Genomic DNA, 18,277 nt, shown 5'->3' on the forward strand with positions numbered 1-18,277 from the left:
CTCTTTCTCAATCAAGCCCGTAATTTGCGGGCTTTGAACAAGCCCCAACTGCTATCCAGAATATAGAAAAACAGGGCTTTCAGGGCACTCTCGTTCGGGACAGGGTTTTTGCCTTTGCCCATGCGGTGAATTTGGCGGGTGTACCACTGAATTTCCAGCAATCCGGTGCGGTCCACGGCTTTCACGCCGGTAATCAGCGGCTTGACCGGATGCAGGGCTTCTTTGTTGTCCAGCAGGCGCTTGGGCAAATCGGGTTCAATGGCAATGGAGCGGGCCAAACCAATCAGATCGACCGCGCCACTGTTCAGCGCTTCTTTCATGCCGCCCACGGTGCGGAAACCCCCAGTCAGCATCAAAGGCACTTTGCAAACTGCGCGTACTTTCTCGGTGAAGTCCATGAAGTAGGCTTCGCGCTTGATGGTGCTTTCTTTCTTGGGTTTGGCGCTGGCGCCCGTCATGGCTGGGGCTTCATAGGTACCGCCAGACACTTCAATCATGTCAATGCCGCGCGCGGTCAGTTCTTGAATCACAGCCAGTGATTCTTCCTCGGAAAAACCGCCTTTCTGGAAGTCGGCTGAGTTCAATTTGATGCCAACCGGAAAGTTAGCACCCACCTGCTTGCGCACTTCATCATAAATGGCCAGCACAAAGCGGCGGCGGTTTTCTGCGCTGCCACCCCATTGGTCGGTGCGCTGGTTGCTCAGGGGGCTTAAAAACTGGCTGATCAAATAGCCGTGCGCGCCGTGAATTTGTACGCCATCAAAACCGGCATCCTTGCACACCTTGGCGGTGCGGCCCCAGCGGGCAATCAGGTCGAGAATTTCAGTCTCGGTGAGTTCGCGCGGCGTGGCAAACATCATTTGCAGGCTTTTGTGAAACGGCACAGCCGAGGGCGACACAGTTTCTTTGTTCATACCTTTGGGGCATTGCTTGCCGGGGTGGTTGATTTGCACCCAGATTTTGCTGCCATTGGCCTGTCCTGCCTTGGCCCACTGCTGCAACAGGGGCATGTCGCGGTCGTCTTCGATGACAACGTTGCCCGGCTCTGCACGTGCGCGGCGGTCAATCATCACATTCCCGGTTATATTCAAACCGATGCCGCCAGCTGTCCAACGCTGGTACACCCGCACAATTTCCGGTGTTACGCGGTTGTCCCGGGTACCCAGGGCTTCGCTCATGGCGGCCTTTACCAGTCGGTTGGGAACAGTGGCGCCGCAGGGCAATGTGAGTGGGTCGCGTAGCTCGATGCGCATGAAGATGTCTCCGGCGTCTGGAAGTTGAAAATTGTTGTTGTCACATAGTAGCTTGCACGAATGAAAAAAATTGAAGTCAACACACTAATTTTTACAGCCTTCGCCATGTGCGCGTTTGCAGCGAACTCATTTTTTTGCCGGGCAGCTTTGGGTGCGGGGCAAATTGACCCAGCCAGCTTTACTGCCATTCGACTGATCAGCGGGGCGGTCACCTTGTGGTTGTGTTTGCGCATTCAGAACAAGGGCGGTCAACAGGGCAGTTGGGCAGGTGCGTGGGCGCTGTTTGGTTATGCAGTGCTTTTTTCAATGGCCTATTTGTACATGAGTACCGGCACGGGTGCCTTGATTTTGTTTGCCAGTGTGCAGTTGAGCATGATTGCCTATGCCGCCACGCAGGGTGATCGTTTAAGGGGGCTACGCGCCCTGGGCGCTGTGGTGGCTGCAGCAGGTTTGGTGCTGTTGTTGTGGCCGCATTTGCAAACACCGGCTTCCGTTCTCGCTGCGGTGAGTATGGCTTTGGCAGGTGCCTGCTGGGGTGTGTATTCGGTGGTGGGGAAGGGCTCAAAATCACCGTTGGCCGACACAGCGGGCAATTTCTCTCGTGCTGCCTTTGTCATGTTGTTGGTGTGGATGAGCGTGTATTTTTCCGCCAAGGCGGGGGTGCATATTCCCGGTGTTACCGTCGAGCGTGGCCTGGCCTTATACACTGTGTACCTGCCCACGCCCACTGTGGCGGGGGTGTTGTTTGCGCTGGCCTCGGGCTGCCTGGCCAGTGGTATTGGTTATGCGGTGTGGTACAAGGTGCTGCCTTCGTTACCCACCACCTCGGCAGCCAGTGTGCAGCTGAGCGTACCGGTGATTGCCGCATTGGCGGGTGTTGTGTTTCTGGATGAAGCGGTAACCGCAACCTTGTTGGTGGCCATGGTCATGACACTGGGTGGTGTGTATCTGGTTTTACGCGGAAAGCGTTAATGTCTTAATTCAAATTGGCTGGACAATGAATCGATGAATGAAGTTGATAAACCCAAAGGCAAGAACACCGAGACCAGTTTGTCCATATTGGCCAAGCAGTTTTACCTGCAACACTGGGGATTGTTGCTCAGTGCAGCCTTGGTGTTGGCGGTGGTTATCAATTTGTGGCCGGTATTGGCACCCTTCTTGGCTGCCTTTGTGCTGGCCTATTTGCTGGCGGCGCCCAGTAGGTGGGTGCACAGCAAACTACGCGGGCGTATTCCCCTGCCGGTGTGTGCGGTACTCACCTTTTTCGCGCTGCTGTTGATCTTTTCCAGCGTGGGTTTGTTGTTTATTCCGGTGGTGCTGACTCAGCTTGAATTGATCCAGAGCAACCTGCCGCAACTGATTGTGAATGTGAAGCGCACCGTATTGCCGTGGCTAAACGATGTATTCGGTTTGACCGTGTCGGTGGACAGCACGGAAATGAGAGATCGGATTGCAGCTTACATCAGCGAGAACCGTGGCACTTTGGCGGAAATCAGCACCAAGTTGTTGCGCTCGGGTTCTCAGTCGGTGTTGGGTATTACCGGTTTTGTGTCGCTGACGGTCATTGCTACCTTGTTTATTCTTCCTGGCTGGACCCAGATCACCAAACAGTTTCGGCAAGTATTTCCGCCGCATTTGTGGAAACGCGCACAACCCTTGTTCAGCGAAATTGATTCTGTCATGACCGAATACATCAAGGGCATGATGGTGGTCATGTTGTTTCTCAGCACATTCTATTCGATTGGATTGAGCGTGGTGGGGCTGCAAAGTGGTTGGGCCTTGGGCATGTTGGCCGGGGTGCTGTGCGTGGTGCCGTACCTTGGCTTTGCAGTGGCATTGCTGGTGGGCTTGCTAACCGCGGCGCTTGAGTTACAGGGCTTCCTGCCCATTTTCTTGGTGCTGTTGGTGTTTGTGGTGGGGCAGTTTCTGGAAGGCTTTGTATTAACGCCTTTGGTGGTGGGTGACAAAATTGGTTTGTCAGCCCTGGCCGTTATTTTTGCCTTGGCATTTTTCGGGGCAATTTTTGGCTTGGTCGGCGTGTTCCTTGCGTTGCCGCTGGCCGCAATTTTCAAAGTGGCCTACCTGCATGCCTTTGCCCATTATGAGCAAAGCGAGTATTACCGGCAGGCCAAGTAATCAGGGCGAAAAAAAACCGGTGGGCTGCTCACTTCTCCCACCGGCTGTTCAGCCCAAGATTTCTGTCACGAAATTTTTTTAAGCTGCGTTTGCTTTCAACTGGTTGTTCATGCGGGCACGAATGGCATTCGCAATTTCCGTATTTGGCTTACGGCCCGAGTTTTCAACAGAGGCCACGAAGTTGTCGATTTCTGTCAGGAATCGGCTGTTGTCGTGCATCCAGGGGTGAAAGTCAGCCTTGAAGTAGTCGGTGAATTCGCCGCTGACCACCGGGTTGCGAAGCACACCAACCTTCTTGCCCCACAGCATTTTGGTCACGGTCCAGAAACCCTTCAGGTGGCCGCCCTTGATGCTTTTGTCGGCAAACACCAGGCGCATGTGGAAGTAAGCCACCAGCGGCCAGAAGATTACAGTGGCCAACACCATCGCCAGGCGACGGCTAAAGCGGTTGTGCATATTGTCGGGCAGCACATGATTCCACACGTCGTAGGCCACAGCCTTGTGTTCGGTTTCTTCGTAGGCGTGCCACATCCACATTTGCTTGTAGGCGGGGTCTGATTTCTCACCCAACACTTCCGGGTTGCGCAGCAGTTGGTCTGCCATCAAGGCGGTGTAGTGTTCCAGCGCAATGGTTGCGGCCAGGGTTAAACGCTTGCCCAGGTTTTTCTTGATGAAAGCCAGAAAACCCCACAGGAAGTTGTCCAGTTTGGAAGCGGGCAGTCCAGCGCGGTCCAGCATTTCGTTGTACTCAACATGCTCGCGGCTGTGCATGGCTTCCTGGCCGATAAAAGCCACCACGGCTTTTTTCAGTTCAGGGTCGGTGATTTCGTCGCGGTAGTTGCGCACGGCATCCATGAACATGCGCTCGCCAGCAGGGAAAAATAGGGAAAGCGCGTTCAGGAAGTGGGTTACGTGAGGGCCACGCTCATGCCAATTGGAAACCTTTTCTTCAGGCAAATGCAATTTGACATCGCGGCGGACAGGCATGATGTTCTTCATGGTTTGACTCCTACACTCGTTTTATTGTTGTTATCACACTCAACAGTGACATTGGTGAATGTAACAATAAAATTTCAGAGCGACAATAGTAAAAACTGAGTACCCGTTCTAGAAAGAACTTCGGGTATACCCTTGTTTTTGAGGCTATTGTTGGGTGTCAAGCATGGTTTTAAAACGGTCTGGAATGGGCGTAGAACGACCTGTTTCCGGGCTCACCCACACCATTTTGGCGCTGCCGGTGGCCACCAGCACGTCGGGTGTATCTGTGCGGCGCATTTCGTAATGTTGTACCAGGCTGCTGCGGCCCACTTCACCCGCAAGTACCTTGATTTCAACTGTGCCAGGCGCTTTCAGCTCTTTCAGAAAGCTGCATTCGGTGTGAACAATCACCACGTACGCCGGGTTGTTGTCTGCGCTTTCCGGAAACAGGTCTATCCATTCCACGCGGGCTTGCTCAAAACAACGGAAATACACGGTGTTGTTCACATGGCCAATCTGGTCCATGTCGCCCCAGCGCAGTGCCACGGTGGTGGAGTAAATTTCTTTCATGTTTTATCGCTGGTTGCGTTGTTCGGTGCGCCACTGCCAGGGCGCGAGTGGTGCAGTTTGTTGCCACAAGCCTTTGCGTGCATCGCGGGCCTGGTCTTCGGCCTGTTCGTAAAGTACGCGGTCTTCACTGCTTTGGCTTCGTGCAAATTCGCGGTACCACCAGGCTTGCCCGGCTTGAATCGCTTTCAGGTTGATGTCGGTTTCCCCATCACACAAACGCTGCTCGCAGCCGTCTACCGGCAACACCACTTTGGCCACTTGCCGTTTATAGCGATCGGTGTTGTTCACCACAATTTTCACGTCTTTGTTCAACACCTGTTCGGTCAACCAGCGTTTGGATTGTTCGCCACCAGCCTGATTCAGTTCGGGTGCGTCCACTGCATGCATGCGTATTTTGTGGGTGGCACCGTCCTGGTTGCGCACGGTGATGGTGTCGCCATCGGCCACACGGGTAACCTGCGCCAGGTAGTACGAACCAGAATTGGCTGTACCAGACCTGCTGTTTTCGGTGGCACCTGGGCCGCCAATGCCAATGTTCGGACCATAAGGGCTCACAAAGTAACCCAGCAGGGCCAAAACCAGAGCCAACACTTTAAAGATCATATTGGGTTTGAGAATGTTCAAGGTTAAGATGGCTAGCGAGCCGAATAACGTTTCAAAAAACAGCCGAGAGTACCATGGACAGAGTAAACCTGCAGTTCAACAGCGACAACACTGTGGCCACCGTGGCCCTGAATCGCCCTGAAAAACACAATGGTGTGGATTGGCCCATGTTGAAGGAAGTGCGCAAGGTGCAAGCGCAGCTTGCCAAACACAAAACCTTGCGCGCCGTAATTTTGAAAGGGGAAGGCCCCTCATTTTGCGCCGGGCTTGATGTGAAATCGGTGATGAGCAACCCGAAAACCGGCTTGGTGATGTACGCCAATTTGTGGCTGCCGATGCGCAATATTTTTCAAACCTGGAGCATGGGTTGGCGCGACCTTGGCGTACCGGTGATTGCCCAAATTCATGGCAACTGCTTTGGGGCTGGCATTCAACTGGCCATGGGGGCGGACATTCGCGTGTGCACGCCCGATTCTCAATTGTCCATTTTGGAAGCCAAGTGGGGCTTGGTGCCCGACATGGGTGGTGCGGCGCTGGTGCGTGAACTATTGCCGGTGGATGTGGCCAAGGAGTTGACCATGACCGGGCGAATCCTCACCGGCTTGCAAGCCAAGGAACTGGGCTTGGTCACCCATGCTGTGGACAACCCGGAGGAAAAAGTGCAAGCCTTGGTGCAGGAAATTTTGACCCGTTCGCCCGACTCGGTGGCAGCCAGCAAGTTCATGCTGCAACGAATTTTCGGCATTGATGAAAATGCGCACCTCACGCAAGAGCGCCGCTGGCAGCGCCGGGTACTGGGCTTTAAAAACCAGCGCATTTCTGTGGTGAAGAACAGCAAAGAGCCAACCATTCCGTTTGCCAAACGACAAATTCGCTGAAATTGCAGCAAATCCGCATCCAGCGGCGCGGGTGGTGCAGTAACAAAAGATTCGGGAATAAAAAACACAACACGGAGACATGCCCATGAAGGCCCTGACCCCCAATGATCAATTGTTCTTGTGGCTGGAGCGCCGCAATCAGCCCATGCATGTGGGCGGGCTTGTGTTGCTGAAACCACCCAAGGGGCAAAGCACAGTTGATTATGTGCACAAGGTGGTGGCCGACATGCGCACCTACACGCAGCCGGTGGCGCCCTTTAGTTTGCGCTTGAAGTCTCGCCTGGGCATGTGGTTTTGGGTAGAGGACGATGAGTTTGACCTTGAGGCGCACTTCATTCATTTGTCGCTGCCCAAGCCCGGGCGCATTCGCGAATTACTGGAGTTGACTTCCAAGCTTCATGCTGCGCCTTTGGATCGCGCAAAGCCCTTGTGGGAAGCGTATGTCATCGATGGTCTGGAAGATGGTCGTGTGGCTTTGTACACCAAGGTGCACCATGCGCTGGTCGATGGCGTGGCCTGCATGAAAATGCTGCAGCGTTCCATGGCCGATAACCCGGAAATCATGGACATTCCACCGCTGTGGGCCAACCCGAATTTGCGTGGCTCAGTGCAGCGCTCCGAAGCTTCAGAAGGGCTGGTGACCTTGCTGGGGCAGGTTGTGGATACAGCAAAAACCCAATTGTTCAGCTTGCCCAAAGTGGTGAAAGAGGTGGGCCGTTCTTTGTGGCAAACCAGTGTGGCTGATCCCGATTTTGTGTCGGTGATTCAAGCGCCACGTAGTGTGTTGAACCGCCGTATTACTGCGTCACGCAGGGTGGCTGCGCAATCGTGGTCCATGGAGCGAATCAAGAACTGTGCGAACGGTTTGAACATGACCCTGAACGATGTGGTGCTGGCCATGTGTGGTTCTGCACTGCGTTCTTATTTGGGTGAATTGAATGCGCTGCCCGCCCGCCCCTTGGTGGCCATGGTGCCTGTGTCGCTTCGAAAAGATGACACCGCAACTGGCAACCACGTGGCCTTGTTGTTGGCCAATTTGGCCACCGACACCGAGGACCCTGTAGAGCGTATTGAAACCATTGCGCGTTCAGTGAACCATTCCAAGGAACGGTTTGCCAGCATGAATCAAACTGAAATCATGAACTATGTGGCCACCATGATGGGCATCAGCGGCTTCAACATGCTGACTGGTTTGGCACCCAAGCTGCAGGCTTTCAATATCGTGATCTCCAACGTGCCCGGCCCCAAGCACACGCTGTATTTCAACGGCGCTGAAGTGGATGGTGTTTACCCAGTTTCGTTGTTACTCGATGGCCAGGCTTTGAACATTACCTTGAACAGTTACGCGGGCAAGCTTGAATTTGGTTTGGTGGCTTGCCGCAGAACCATGCCTTCCATGCAACGTCTTCTGCAGTTTCTGGAAGACGGTTTGGTCGAGCTTGAGGAGGCGGCCGCCAAGGAAGTCAAAGCGAACCTGAAAAAGCGCACGGCTGCTTGATGCAACTGCTTATTCCTCGCTAAATCGCGACGCCATGGCAATACCAAACAAAAAGGGCCAGCGCTGGAATGAGTCGTACATCGCCTGGTCCTGCTGAATGTCTTGATACATGTTGTGATCAAAACCTTCAAGCTGCGCGCTGAGCGCATAAATGTCGTGCGCCATGTCTGCGGGTGGCATGAACAAGGCGGGCGGTGCGCTGGGATCAAATTGTGCCATGGCTTTTTCCCTTCAGTTGCTAGCCGCAATGGTTTGAACCGGGCCCAGTATTTTCCAGGCTGCTCCCGGAGCCTTGATCCAGTAGGACCCCTGACTTTCCATCACCGTGATATTGCCTTGCTGCGACACAAACCGCGTGTCGGGCAGGCCGCTGAGCAGCACTGGCCAAGTGGGTTTTAATTGTTGTTCCTGGGTTTGTGCCAACCACCGTGCCAACAATTCGCTAAGCGCGGTGTAGCTGACCGATTGCTTTAAGGTTACAGGCCCTGTGCTCGCCGGGGTGTAGCCGGGTGCAATCCAGTAACCAAACACTGGCACTTTGGTAATGGCGGGGGTGGGCAATTCCCGAAGCCCCACCAGTTGACCAAATTCGCCAGTCAGCCCGGCACCGTGCTCGGGTACCACCACCACAAGCGCTTTGCGGTCACTGCGGCGGATTTCACTCAACACCGATTGAATGTCATTCAGCATGCGCTCCAGGCGCAAGGGGTAACTGTTCAGGCTGTTCAGGTTGCTGTTGGGCAAGCGGTTGCCATCGTGCAGGGTAATGCTGTTGTAGTAGTAGGCTACTGCCGGACCACTTTGCGCAACACGTTTGTTCCACCATGCGCGCAGGTAGTCGCCATCGCGTCCCACGCGTGAGCCGTCAAAAGCCTGCACGCCAGCGGGTACTTCGTCATGTGCAACCAGCTCGGTGGCCTTGCCGCCAAGGTTGGTTTTTACAAGTTTCGAGAAGTCCTGAAACTTCCCGTCGTGGTTCAGTCCCATTTCCACTTCAAAGCCAACATTTCGCAGTTGCTCAAACAACATGCAGCTGTTGTTTGCATCGGTGTACAGTGCATCGTGGGGTGTTTGGCCACACTTGCCACGCAACAGGCGAATGGCCGCTGGCCCCGAGTAGCTGGTCGCAGAATTGAAATTCTCGAACACAAAATCAGCTTGTCGAATGGTGGGGTGCTGGCTTTGTTTGGCGTATTGCAGGTCGGCCCAGGACAGCGAGCAGATTTGCAACACGATCACATCGAAATCCGGGTTGGCTGCTGGCGAGAAAGGTGCCAATGCAACGGTGCGTTGGCGATCAAAAAAGCCGGCAAGTACAGCGCCTGGCCCTGCACCTTCATAGGAATTGTCACGAAGTTTGGTGGTGCTTTCCTGGTCGCGGGCCACGAGCAGTTTTTGAAAATCCACCTGACCCAAGGCAAGCAGTTCTGCTGGAGACAGATTTTCTCGAGGCTGAATTTGAGTTTCCTGCAGGGTCACAACATTGGTTGTCTGGGCTTGTTCCTGAATAAAAGGCAATGTCTGAATTCCAAGCATGGCCAGCAGCCCAAAACCCACCCAGCTGCTGATGCGTATGTACCGGTCGAGTACTCGAATCACCATAAAGCTGAGCAGTGCACCCCACAGCATCCAGGGTTGAACGGTTCGCTTGAGCAGTTCCCACAGGTAGTCGAGCGAGAAGCCGAACAGCGCCCGGATTTGATCAAGCAACGCCAGTGACACCACCAAGCCCAACTCGTGTAGCAGCAAGGCAATGGCCGGGCCGGTAAACACCAGGTAGCGCAGCACCTTCATCAGTTGTTTGTTTTGATAAGCTGCCGGGTTGGTTGCAATCAGCAAGGCAAACAGGCCCAGGTTCCACAGCGGGCTAAGTGTTAGTTGCCCGGCAAAGTGAAGGCCAAACTTGATGAGAAAGTACAGGTTCCACAACAGCATGGCCCTAGTTCTCCCACTTCTCGGTTTGATTTTTGTTGCCCATCAGGCGGTTGCCCAAATCAGCCGCACCACCTTTTAACCAGGCAAACAGGCGTACATAACCAATCATGCCCTTTGCAAACACGTCTTTCAGGCCACCCAGCGCACGGTCACGGGTTTGGTCCTCTTGCCAGTTCAGCCACGCATCTGCTCGGCCGAATGTGCACTGAATCAATTGTGTTTCCTGTTCAGGTGTCAGGTTGGTGAACAAGGCTTCAACGCGGCCGTTCTCTGTGAAATGAATTTTTGCGGGAAACAGAAATTCACGGTCCCCGCGATGCAGGCCCACCTGCACTTGGCTGAATTCGCTGATGCCAGTGGTGTCAGGCACAGCCAGTGTCAGCCCCGCTGCAGAATATTCCTCGGTGTAACAACTCACCGTATAGCCACCCGGCAGTTTCAGAAAAGCGGGCATCACCATGCGCACCCGGTGGTGCACATGTTTTTGAACCGACTCGGTGGCCACTCCCACCGCAGCGCCCAGAATTGCAAGGTTAAAACCGCACCACAACAGGTTCATCAGCACCGTTCCTGTTTCATGGGTATTGAATATAAACAGGCGAAGCAGACCCACTGAAAAACCGAGCACATTGATCAACAACAAAATCAGATAGGGCTTTGCAATGTTGGCATCAAAATAACTTTTCTCGATCAAACCGCCTTTGGAGGTGACGTTGAACTTGCCCAGTTTCGGATTAATGAAAGCCAGGGTGGTGGGCAAAATGATGTACCAGGACAACACGGTTTCATAGACCTCCGACCAGAACGATCGCCGGTATTTTCCCTGTATCACCGAGTTGGTGTAGCTGGAAATAATCAACTGCGGCAAGGCGTAGCTGAGAATGGTCACCGCCGCTGCATTGATCAAATGTTGTTCAAAAAACAGGTAAGCCATTGGCATGACCAAAAAGATCATGCGGGGTATGCCATAGAAAAAATGCAGCATGGCATTGGAGTAGCACACGCGCTGAAACAGACTTAAGCCTTTCTTGAACATGGGGTTGTCAGTGCGGAAAATTTGCGCCATACCGCGTGCCCAGCGGATACGCTGACCAATGTGCCCCGCCAGGGTTTCGGTGGCCAGGCCCGCCGCCTGAATATTGTTCAGGTACACGCTGTTGTACCCAAGGCTGTGCAGCTTCAAGGCGGTGTGCGCGTCTTCAGTCACGGTTTCAACCGCAATACCACCGACTTCCAGCAGGGCTTTGCGTTCGATCACTGCGCAGCTGCCGCAGAAAAACGAGGCATTCCAGTAATCGTTTCCGTCTTGAATCAGACCGTAAAACAGCGACCCTTCATTGGGCATTTGCCGGAAGGAATTGAAGTTGCGCTCGAAGGGATCTGCCGAGAAAAAGTGGTGGGGCGTTTGCACCAACACACATTTCGGGTCACGGCTGAACCAACCCATGCTGGTTTGCAGAAACGAGCGAGTGGGTATGTGGTCGCAGTCGAAAATCGCAATGTACTGGCCATGGGTGTGCTTCAAGGCATAGTTGATATTGCCTGCTTTGGCATGGGAGTTGTCCGGCCGCGAAATGTACTCAACACCTGCTTGTTTGGCGAATTCCTCAAAGGCAGGGCGGTGACCGTCGTCGAGAATGTACACCGTGATTTTTTCAAGTGGCCAATCCAGACCCTTGGCGGCATACACAGTGGGGCGCACCACCGACAACGGTTCGTTGTAACTGGGAATGAACACGTCCACGGTGGGCCAATCGTTCAGGTTCAACTCCAGCGGCATGGGTTTTCGTTTCAAGGGCCATGCCGTCTGGATGAACCCGAAAATCAGAATAATCCAGGTGTAAGCTTCGGCGGCAACCAAGGTGTAGCCCAGGAAAATTTCAGTGCCACTTTCCAGGTCCAGTGAACTGGTGAACCGCCAGAACACATAACGCGCCAACAGCAGCATGGTCAGTGCCATCAGGCACAGGTTTGCAAAACGCTCGGGCAAACGTTTGAACAACATGGCGAACAGGTAACACACCACAATAAAAACCCACTGCCCAGCCAGGGGTAGGGAGGCCTGCGCTGTGAACAGAAACAACACCAAAGCAGACAAACCGAGTACCCAACGCAACAACTTGTAGCGCACCACAACATGGCTCGCGCTTTCAATCCGCTTTTCAAGCTGGGCTGCGCGCACCGCATAGTCGGTTAAGCTGCTGAACAAGGTGCGCACTGCCTGGTAAGGACGTTGAACAAGTAGAGTGAAAAGATAAGCAATTGGGCTTAGCAAGTCATGCAAAGCCACGGCAATGATGTGGAACACGAAACCTGGAAGGCTGCGGCCTTGTCGACCATTGGAGGCCTCAAGTGCGCTGTTCAAACTGTTGGGGCGCAACCAAAGTGCCTGAAAAAGTCGCAACAAACGCACACGGGTTTTCAGGTTGGGAAACTCGCGCAGGTCAAGCAAGCGCTCAAGTCGGTTGATCCAGTTTGACGAGGCGCTCATCCGATCTCCGAGTCAATCCAGTTGCACAGTTTTTGCTGGTCTTCCACCAACTGCGAGCGTGGCGCATAGTCGGCCAATGCGAGCCCAGCGGCCAGGCTTTCAGCCAATGCCTGGTCTTCATGTAAATAAAATGGCAACAGGCGGTGGCTTAATTTCATTTTGCACAATGTCCACAAATCCAGGTGCAATACTTTGGCCGAGTCAAAGCGGTTCATGAGAAAGTACGATGCCCCACGGCTTTCCAGCAAGTGCGGCAGCAAAGTGTCGATTCCCAATATCGAGGCTGCATCCGGAATCAGCGTAATCAGGTTCAGGTCAGACAGTGCCATGACTTTTTGGCACCAAGGTGTGGGCCAACGCGGCAAGTCGATAATTACCACGGCGTCGTCAGCAAACTCGTTTCTTTGAAACAGGTCGGTCAGGCGTTGGGGTTGTTCCATCAACACGCGGTCGATTGCCAGCTGTTGTGCCAGGGTAATTTCACCAAAAGGCAACAGCTTAAAGCCAGCATGGCCGGTGTTTACCACATGTTCAAGTGGTTCGCCCTGCAAAATCACATGGCCCAGTCCCCGCGCGCTGCGACTGGTCTGGCCCAATTGAAATTCGATGTTATTCACTGGGTCAGCCTGCACCAGCGTGACATTGCGCCCCAGCATGCCCAAGTGGGTGGCTGCGGCAATCGCCAGGCTGGTTCGTCCTGCTCCGCCAGTGGGGGAGACCAAAGCAATAATGATCATGCGTCCTCTTTGTCATCGGGGCTGGCAATCCACTTGCCATGCCGCACCAACTGATAGCAGTCGTCCGGCAATTGATTGTTGCTCCAGTTCACCCAGTCGCTCAACCAGATACGGGTTGTCGGGTTCTTCATCATGCGGCCCACCAACCAAATGGTGAGCAAAACACCCAGCAACAAGCCACTCAGGATCAGCGCAACAACAATCATTTGGCATTCTCGCTAAGTAGTGCGCTCAGGCGCTGTGTCCAGGGACGATCCTGGTTCAGGGCCTCTGGCGCCTCGTCCCATAACTCCGCAAGTTTCACAGGCTCGTTCTGGTCGGTGCCCATCAAATCATCAACCGACAGGGGCTCAAGTTCCTCGTGCAAATCAGCCAGCAATTCACTTTGGGTTTCCTCCCCCAAAAACTGAATGTCACCGCTGAACAACACAGGCAGGTTTTCCCGGAAACACGATTCCAGCCAACTGCGGTAGTCCACCTCATTGGGCTCTTCAGTCCATATTTTCAGCAGGTAAATAGCCTCCCGGGTGGCTGTGAACACACAAGTGGCTTGCGACCAGTTGGCCAGTCGCAGGGCGGTTTGTGCAGTCATGTGTCGCATCAGGGAAAGCCGGGTGAGGGTGCAGTGCATGGACCACTGTTTGGCCAGTTGCAGCATCATCAGCCCTTGCGCAGCAAACGTGGGGTTGTGCACTACAGTCAAAAGCCCGGGCATGAATACCTCATGCAAGTCGCGGGCAAAGGTGTTTTGCTGGTTCTCTGTTGCGGGTTGAATGAGTGTGGGTTTGTGTACCTGCATGGAGGAAATACCCAACCAGGTTTCAATGTTTTCCTCTTGAAGCCACACGGTATCGGCGCCCATGCGCAGCAGTACAGATGCGTCTTGGGCGCTGATGTCGCCGTGCGCCTGCACATGAATACCCTGTTGATCGTCTGCACCGAAGCGAAGGCTGTGACAGCCTAGCGCCAATTCTTTCAGGTTGCCTAAGACGCCGCTGTCCAGCACATGGTGCACCGGCAGCTGTGGAAGTTGGGCATTGTCGTTCCACAGGTTGGTTTGCAAGCCCCACTGGCTGGGCCACCATGGGCGAAACTCAAAATCGCCCAGGTCGCTGACATCCGCAAGCCCGTCGGCAAAGGTGCCCCATTCTGGCAAGTCTCCTTGTACAGAGGTCACCACATGTGCCTGCGCATGTTGAGCCCATTGGTGCAACAATCGCATTTGCGCCAGCGGGTTTCGTTGGTTCAAGGGTTCCTCGCTTTCATCGAACCAAAGTTCGGCATGCTCAATTACGACCAGCGCGGGTTTCAATACGCACAGGGTGTTGAGCGAGCGACACAGTTGGCGAATCCCGTTTTTCGCATGGCCCTTGGCCCACAAATTTCGGACCGAAACCACGTCCAGACCTTTCGGTACCCCAGCACGTTCGAGCAGGTAGGGTGCTAGAAAAGTTCGCACTTCATTTTTAGGACTTGCGGTCAACCACAGGCAAGACTTGAATGGCGTTTCTTCTTGCGAGTCCAGCCAGTGTTGCACCAGGCCCTGCGAAAAATGATTCGCATGGGGGGCGCGTACAACATAGGCTCCGGGCTTGGGCAAGTCAATCATTCAAAACCTCGAGTAAGGTGCAACGCCCTCGGGCGGCACGCTCAGTTCGAAAAAGTCACCAAACGAATATTTCGCATACAGCTGCAATCTGTCGGGGTTGTAACCTTCGGATCGATCAATTTCAAAATAACCGCCAACCACAAAGTTTTTCAACACCTGCCGTTCGAGGGCAAGGCGCAAACCGGTACTGGTGCCACCACCGGGACCGCCTGTCTGCAAGGTGGGGTTGCCTTGTGCTGCAGCGGCTGCCGCAAGTTCAGGATTCAGCGGATAAAGTTCAGTGTCGTCTTCCCGGGATTCGCTTGCGCCCACGCGGGCTTGGGCCTGCCAGGACCAGCCGTTCATACTACCCGTCCAGGTGATCGGGAAAGTGAGTGAACCAAAGGCCTGAGGGCTGTAATAGCCACCTTGGCCGAAGGTGTAGAAGCGCAGGTTTTTCTCGAATGACCACAAAAACAGCGACGCACCAATTTCTACTTCATGCCCTGGGCGCTGAAACACAGTTTTGCCCACAATGCCTTGCAAGTTGTATTCGGTGTTGTCAGGTATGTTTTTGCCGGTAATCAGGTTGGCCCGCGCAATGCCTACAAAGTCGAGCGTGGGGTTGAATGCCTGGTAATACACGGCACTCACGCCATTGCGCCGCGCACCGCCCCAAGTTTCTCCGGTTAAAGGGTCAATGGCCCCGGTGGTTGATAACACACTGCCGTTGACCATTCGCCGTGCCACTTCCAGCCGTAGGGATCCTTCACCCAGGCTGGTGCGCCATTGCACGCCGCCCACCCAGTCGTTCACCGGATAATCGCCCACCGTAGTGCCGACATCAACACGGTATTGCTCGGTTTGCACGCCAACGCCCACCACATGGCCTTTGTAGTTCTGATCCAGCCGGTTGCTGGCAATGGCTGGGTCGGTGGGCAGGGTGGTGCCCAGTTTTGCAAAGTTGCTGGCGGTGGCTGGGTTCACCCGGCCAGAATTTGCGTTCAAGGTGTCCGCACGTAAAAACAGGGTGCGTTCAAAATCGAGTGGCAAATCCAGTTGCAATGGAATTTCATCGCTGTCGATTCTGGATACACCTTCATCCCCGTCGATGATCGCGTTTTCATACGACATGCGCAAACGCACTTGCCGTTTGCGTTGAAGGTTTTGTTCAAGCGCCTGCACCTCGGGTTCGGCGCGCCACTTCGGCGTTGCGCTGATCGAGCTGGCCAGTGCATTAAACTCGCCGTTTCTTTCCTGTGCGCGCAACCCATCCATGTACTGGCCAAATTGCACTCGCTTTTCCAGTGCAGTCATGCCCTCGGTCCACTTGTCGCGTGGCACAGCATCAATCAAGGCAATCGCATCGTTGCCACGGTCCTGGCGTGCGGCCAGCAACGCTGCCGCAAATCGCATTTCCTGCCCTTTTTCAAGCGCAATGCCTTCATCCATGACCCGCCGCGCGGCCTGTTTGCTGCCCGCATCGCCTTGGTCGTCCAGAAGAGTCGCCAGGTCGTAACGAAACCAAGGGTAGCTTGGGTTCAGGTCTACTGCATTTTGTAGCAGTCGGGCCGCTTCGGTTTTGTTGCCTTGCTCAATCTGCTTCTGTGCAGAATCGGCCAGCTGTTGCCCCTGTTCAAAATCAGACAACACTGGGGCGACTGGTTCCTCAGGCGCAGCTTGCGGAATTGTTGCGGTGTCAGGTTCAACGGGTTTGGCTTGAACCTCGGGCGCCGGCCTTGCGCGGCTAGCGTTGCCAGTGCTGCGATTGGGTTGTGCTGAGCCGGGCGCCGGTGTTTGTGCAAGCGTACTGGCACCAGTACCCCCCAATTCCGCAAGCAGTGTTTTGTATCGTCGGTCGTCCGGAAACTGCTTGGCCAGTTCCGCCACTTGCCCGCGCGCGTAAGCCCGGCCTTCAGGTGTGCGGTTCATCAGGCGATAAATTTGAACAGCGGCCTCACCCAATGGTGCCTGGGGCAGTAACTTTTGAAGTCGCTGCGGCAAGTTGACTGGAACTTGCTCACTGTCTGCCAAATAGCGCAACTCGGCAAACTGTTGCCGTTTCTCTGAAGCCAGGGATATGGCCTGTTGCAACTCGATTGAAAACGGGTTGTTGCCGTGCACCAGTTGCAGTTTACCCAGCCACACATTGGCAGCTTGTACATCGCCGCGCGCCAGGTCAATCAAACCTTGCCAGCGAAGCGCAGAGGCATTGGTCGGCTCAATCAACAGTATTTTGTTGAACGACTGTGCTGCCAGGTCAAACCTGAAGCGTTCATACCAGTAAACGCCTTTGTCGCTCAATGCACGAATATTGGCTTGCTGGTTGTTTACATTGGCTTGCTGGTTGTTTACATTGGCAAGCGCCGTTTCAGGCATGACAAGTGGCAGCGCAACAAAACAGGCTTGAATTGCCAAAACGAGTGCGCAGGCTCGCAGGCCCGAAGTTTGTTTGCACTTAGCCACAGCTTTTTGCCTCTTTGCCACGGGGCAACAGTTCGCCCAGTGAATTGAATTCATACAGCCTGTCCATATAACCTTGAGCAAACAGGCTCAAGGCGCCGTTGTAATAACCGTATTTCAGCCAGGCTTCCTTGTTTGAATTTTTCAGGCTTTGGGTGTGAAATTTTTTCGCAAGTTCTGGCATGCCAAGGGCTTGAAGAAATGGCGCCATGGCCGCTTGAAAACCCGCAGGCCCACGTTCAGCGGAAAATTTTCCACCCAGGGGTTCAAACCACTCTGGCATGTTCTGGCGTTTCAGCAGCAGGGCTGCCAAGGGCGACAGTTGTTTCAACAAGGCTGCGGTGGTGGGGTCGTTTTCACTGCTCATGGCAATCCAAAGGTAGGTGCGTATCGCATCGTAATCGCCGCGCAGCTCGTCCTCAGGCAAACTCATTTCACCGTTGTTGTACAGCACCCAGTCGGGATAACTGCCTGTTTTGCCAGTTTCTAGCAACAGTTTCTGGCTGGCCAGGTAGGCCTGAGCCCAGCGCGTGTCGTCGGCCCAAGCGTTGGCAAACCGGGCCATCATGAAAGGCGGAACATAGCTTGGGTTAAGTTTTACGGCCCCATTGTCGAGTACAAAGCCAGTGTGCCCGGGCAATATGCTCAGGCCCAAACCGTCGACTTCAATACTCTCCTTGCTCAGGATGAGTTCACCCAGCGCACGCGCTTTGTCGGCATAAGCCGGGGTGCACCAAATCCGGCTGGCCTCCAACAGGGCATAGGCAATCCACAGGTCGGCATCCGATGCACTGTTGGCATCAATCACCCCCCATGAGTCGCCTTGTTTGCCCCAAATCCAGGCGGGCAGTTGCTTGCCCAGGTCGCCAGCACTCAGGTTGTTTTCTGTCCAGTTCAAGATCGCATCAAATGCCTTGCGGTCTTGCGCCACCAGTGCAAAAAACAAGCCATAGGACTGCCCCTCCGACACCGTGCGAAGATCCTCCTGGCTGCGATCTATGACACGCCCATCGTCACTGACAAAGGCGGTTTTAAAACCATCCCAAGCTGGCCAGGATTGGCTTGGTGCTGCGCTGCAGGCGGCAGTTGTCGCCAGCAACATTGCCCCAATACCCAATCGTTGCAACAAGTGACGCCACAATGCCAT

Annotated in this window: 16 protein-coding genes; 4 read left to right on the forward strand and 12 right to left on the reverse strand. The window is 54.3% G+C overall.

Features of this window, described 5'->3' with window-relative positions; genetic code table 11:
• Positions 1–11: 11 nt before the first annotated feature.
• Positions 12–1,253 carry an NADH:flavin oxidoreductase/NADH oxidase family protein gene (locus FCS97_RS04090; RefSeq protein WP_138516851.1) on the reverse strand — a complete coding sequence of 414 codons (1,242 nt, stop codon included), beginning with the start codon at positions 1,251–1,253 and terminating at the stop codon, positions 12–14.
• Between the two features lie 60 nt (positions 1,254–1,313).
• On the opposite strand from FCS97_RS04090, the gene FCS97_RS04095 reads away from it, so the two are divergent.
• Both FCS97_RS04095 and FCS97_RS04100 read left to right on the forward strand, forming a co-directional pair.
• Complete coding sequence (locus FCS97_RS04095; protein ID WP_212746434.1) at positions 1,314–2,225, forward strand: DMT family transporter; 912 nt, start codon at positions 1,314–1,316, stop codon at positions 2,223–2,225.
• Positions 2,226–2,258: 33 nt separating this feature from the next.
• Entirely contained in the window at positions 2,259–3,389 is a 1,131-nt protein-coding gene (locus FCS97_RS04100) for an AI-2E family transporter (RefSeq protein ID WP_138516853.1), read from the forward strand.
• A 78-nt stretch (positions 3,390–3,467) separates the two neighbouring features.
• Here the strand turns inward: FCS97_RS04100 and FCS97_RS04105 are convergent, their stop codons facing one another.
• The 3 genes from FCS97_RS04105 to FCS97_RS04115 all read right to left on the reverse strand — a co-directional run bounded on the left by FCS97_RS04105 (position 3,468) and on the right by FCS97_RS04115 (position 5,561).
• On the reverse strand, positions 3,468–4,388 hold the full coding sequence (locus tag FCS97_RS04105; RefSeq protein ID WP_138516855.1) for a metal-dependent hydrolase: 921 nt from the start codon (positions 4,386–4,388) through the stop codon (positions 3,468–3,470).
• Positions 4,389–4,532: 144 nt separating this feature from the next.
• Positions 4,533–4,937, reverse strand: coding sequence for an acyl-CoA thioesterase (locus FCS97_RS04110; protein WP_138516857.1), 405 nt, complete (start codon positions 4,935–4,937; stop codon positions 4,533–4,535).
• A gap of 3 nt (positions 4,938–4,940) precedes the next feature.
• The gene (locus tag FCS97_RS04115) at positions 4,941–5,561 is read right to left on the reverse strand and encodes a thermonuclease family protein (RefSeq protein ID WP_138516859.1); all 621 of its coding nucleotides are present in this window, start codon (positions 5,559–5,561) and stop codon (positions 4,941–4,943) included.
• A gap of 53 nt (positions 5,562–5,614) precedes the next feature.
• Between FCS97_RS04115 and FCS97_RS04120 the strand changes: the two genes are divergently transcribed.
• Both FCS97_RS04120 and FCS97_RS04125 read left to right on the forward strand, forming a co-directional pair.
• Entirely contained in the window at positions 5,615–6,418 is an 804-nt protein-coding gene (locus tag FCS97_RS04120; protein WP_138516861.1) for a crotonase/enoyl-CoA hydratase family protein, read from the forward strand.
• A gap of 85 nt (positions 6,419–6,503) precedes the next feature.
• Positions 6,504–7,916, forward strand: coding sequence for a WS/DGAT/MGAT family O-acyltransferase (locus FCS97_RS04125; RefSeq protein ID WP_138516863.1), 1,413 nt, complete (start codon positions 6,504–6,506; stop codon positions 7,914–7,916).
• A gap of 9 nt (positions 7,917–7,925) precedes the next feature.
• On the opposite strand, the gene bcsR is transcribed toward FCS97_RS04125, so the two are convergent.
• From bcsR to bcsZ, 8 genes are read right to left on the reverse strand one after another with little or no spacing between them, the layout of a single operon-like run.
• Entirely contained in the window at positions 7,926–8,135 is a 210-nt protein-coding gene (gene bcsR / locus FCS97_RS04130) for a BcsR/BcsP family cellulose biosynthesis protein (protein ID WP_138516865.1), read from the reverse strand.
• A gap of 12 nt (positions 8,136–8,147) precedes the next feature.
• Positions 8,148–9,851: a cellulose biosynthesis protein BcsG gene (bcsG, locus tag FCS97_RS04135; RefSeq protein WP_138516867.1), complete on the reverse strand. Its 1,704-nt coding sequence runs from the start codon at positions 9,849–9,851 to the stop codon at positions 8,148–8,150.
• 4 nt (positions 9,852–9,855) lie between these two features.
• Entirely contained in the window at positions 9,856–12,342 is a 2,487-nt protein-coding gene (gene bcsA / locus FCS97_RS04140; protein ID WP_138516868.1) for a UDP-forming cellulose synthase catalytic subunit, read from the reverse strand.
• Positions 12,339–13,079 carry a cellulose biosynthesis protein BcsQ gene (gene bcsQ / locus FCS97_RS04145; protein ID WP_138516870.1) on the reverse strand — a complete coding sequence of 247 codons (741 nt, stop codon included), beginning with the start codon at positions 13,077–13,079 and terminating at the stop codon, positions 12,339–12,341. Before bcsQ ends, bcsA begins: the two co-directional genes overlap by 4 nt.
• Positions 13,076–13,285 (reverse strand): hypothetical protein, encoded by a 210-nt coding sequence (locus tag FCS97_RS04150; RefSeq protein WP_138516872.1) that lies wholly within the window; start codon positions 13,283–13,285, stop codon positions 13,076–13,078. The genes bcsQ and FCS97_RS04150 overlap by 4 nt, the downstream gene beginning before the upstream one ends.
• Positions 13,282–14,688: a hypothetical protein gene (locus FCS97_RS04155; protein ID WP_138516874.1), complete on the reverse strand. Its 1,407-nt coding sequence runs from the start codon at positions 14,686–14,688 to the stop codon at positions 13,282–13,284. Before FCS97_RS04155 ends, FCS97_RS04150 begins: the two co-directional genes overlap by 4 nt.
• Positions 14,689–17,133, reverse strand: coding sequence for a cellulose synthase subunit BcsC-related outer membrane protein (locus FCS97_RS04160; protein WP_171035161.1), 2,445 nt, complete (start codon positions 17,131–17,133; stop codon positions 14,689–14,691).
• A complete protein-coding gene (gene bcsZ, locus FCS97_RS04165) occupies positions 17,126–18,277 on the reverse strand; it encodes a cellulose synthase complex periplasmic endoglucanase BcsZ (RefSeq protein WP_138516878.1) in 1,152 nt (383 codons plus the stop codon). The genes FCS97_RS04160 and bcsZ overlap by 8 nt, the downstream gene beginning before the upstream one ends.

Origin of the sequence: Limnobacter alexandrii (genome assembly GCF_005871185.1) — a bacterium.
In the GTDB taxonomy this organism is placed as follows: domain Bacteria; phylum Pseudomonadota; class Gammaproteobacteria; order Burkholderiales; family Burkholderiaceae_B; genus Limnobacter; species Limnobacter alexandrii.

What these genes read in the sequence shown, in the direction of transcription:
- FCS97_RS04090 (WP_138516851.1), bottom strand. Translation starts at nt 1,253, where the DNA reads ATGCGCATCGAGCTACGCGACCCACTCACATTGCCCTGCGGCGCCACT.
- FCS97_RS04095 (WP_212746434.1), top strand. Translation starts at nt 1,314, where the DNA reads ATGAAAAAAATTGAAGTCAACACACTAATTTTTACAGCCTTCGCCATG.
- FCS97_RS04100 (WP_138516853.1), top strand. Translation starts at nt 2,259, where the DNA reads ATGAATGAAGTTGATAAACCCAAAGGCAAGAACACCGAGACCAGTTTG.
- FCS97_RS04105 (WP_138516855.1), bottom strand. Translation starts at nt 4,388, where the DNA reads ATGAAGAACATCATGCCTGTCCGCCGCGATGTCAAATTGCATTTGCCT.
- FCS97_RS04110 (WP_138516857.1), bottom strand. Translation starts at nt 4,937, where the DNA reads ATGAAAGAAATTTACTCCACCACCGTGGCACTGCGCTGGGGCGACATG.
- FCS97_RS04120 (WP_138516861.1), top strand. Translation starts at nt 5,615, where the DNA reads ATGGACAGAGTAAACCTGCAGTTCAACAGCGACAACACTGTGGCCACC.
- FCS97_RS04125 (WP_138516863.1), top strand. Translation starts at nt 6,504, where the DNA reads ATGAAGGCCCTGACCCCCAATGATCAATTGTTCTTGTGGCTGGAGCGC.
- bcsR (WP_138516865.1), bottom strand. Translation starts at nt 8,135, where the DNA reads ATGGCACAATTTGATCCCAGCGCACCGCCCGCCTTGTTCATGCCACCC.
- bcsG (WP_138516867.1), bottom strand. Translation starts at nt 9,851, where the DNA reads ATGCTGTTGTGGAACCTGTACTTTCTCATCAAGTTTGGCCTTCACTTT.
- bcsA (WP_138516868.1), bottom strand. Translation starts at nt 12,342, where the DNA reads ATGAGCGCCTCGTCAAACTGGATCAACCGACTTGAGCGCTTGCTTGAC.
- bcsQ (WP_138516870.1), bottom strand. Translation starts at nt 13,079, where the DNA reads ATGATCATTATTGCTTTGGTCTCCCCCACTGGCGGAGCAGGACGAACC.
- FCS97_RS04150 (WP_138516872.1), bottom strand. Translation starts at nt 13,285, where the DNA reads ATGATTGTTGTTGCGCTGATCCTGAGTGGCTTGTTGCTGGGTGTTTTG.
- FCS97_RS04155 (WP_138516874.1), bottom strand. Translation starts at nt 14,688, where the DNA reads ATGATTGACTTGCCCAAGCCCGGAGCCTATGTTGTACGCGCCCCCCAT.
- bcsZ (WP_138516878.1), bottom strand. Translation starts at nt 18,277, where the DNA reads ATGGCATTGTGGCGTCACTTGTTGCAACGATTGGGTATTGGGGCAATG.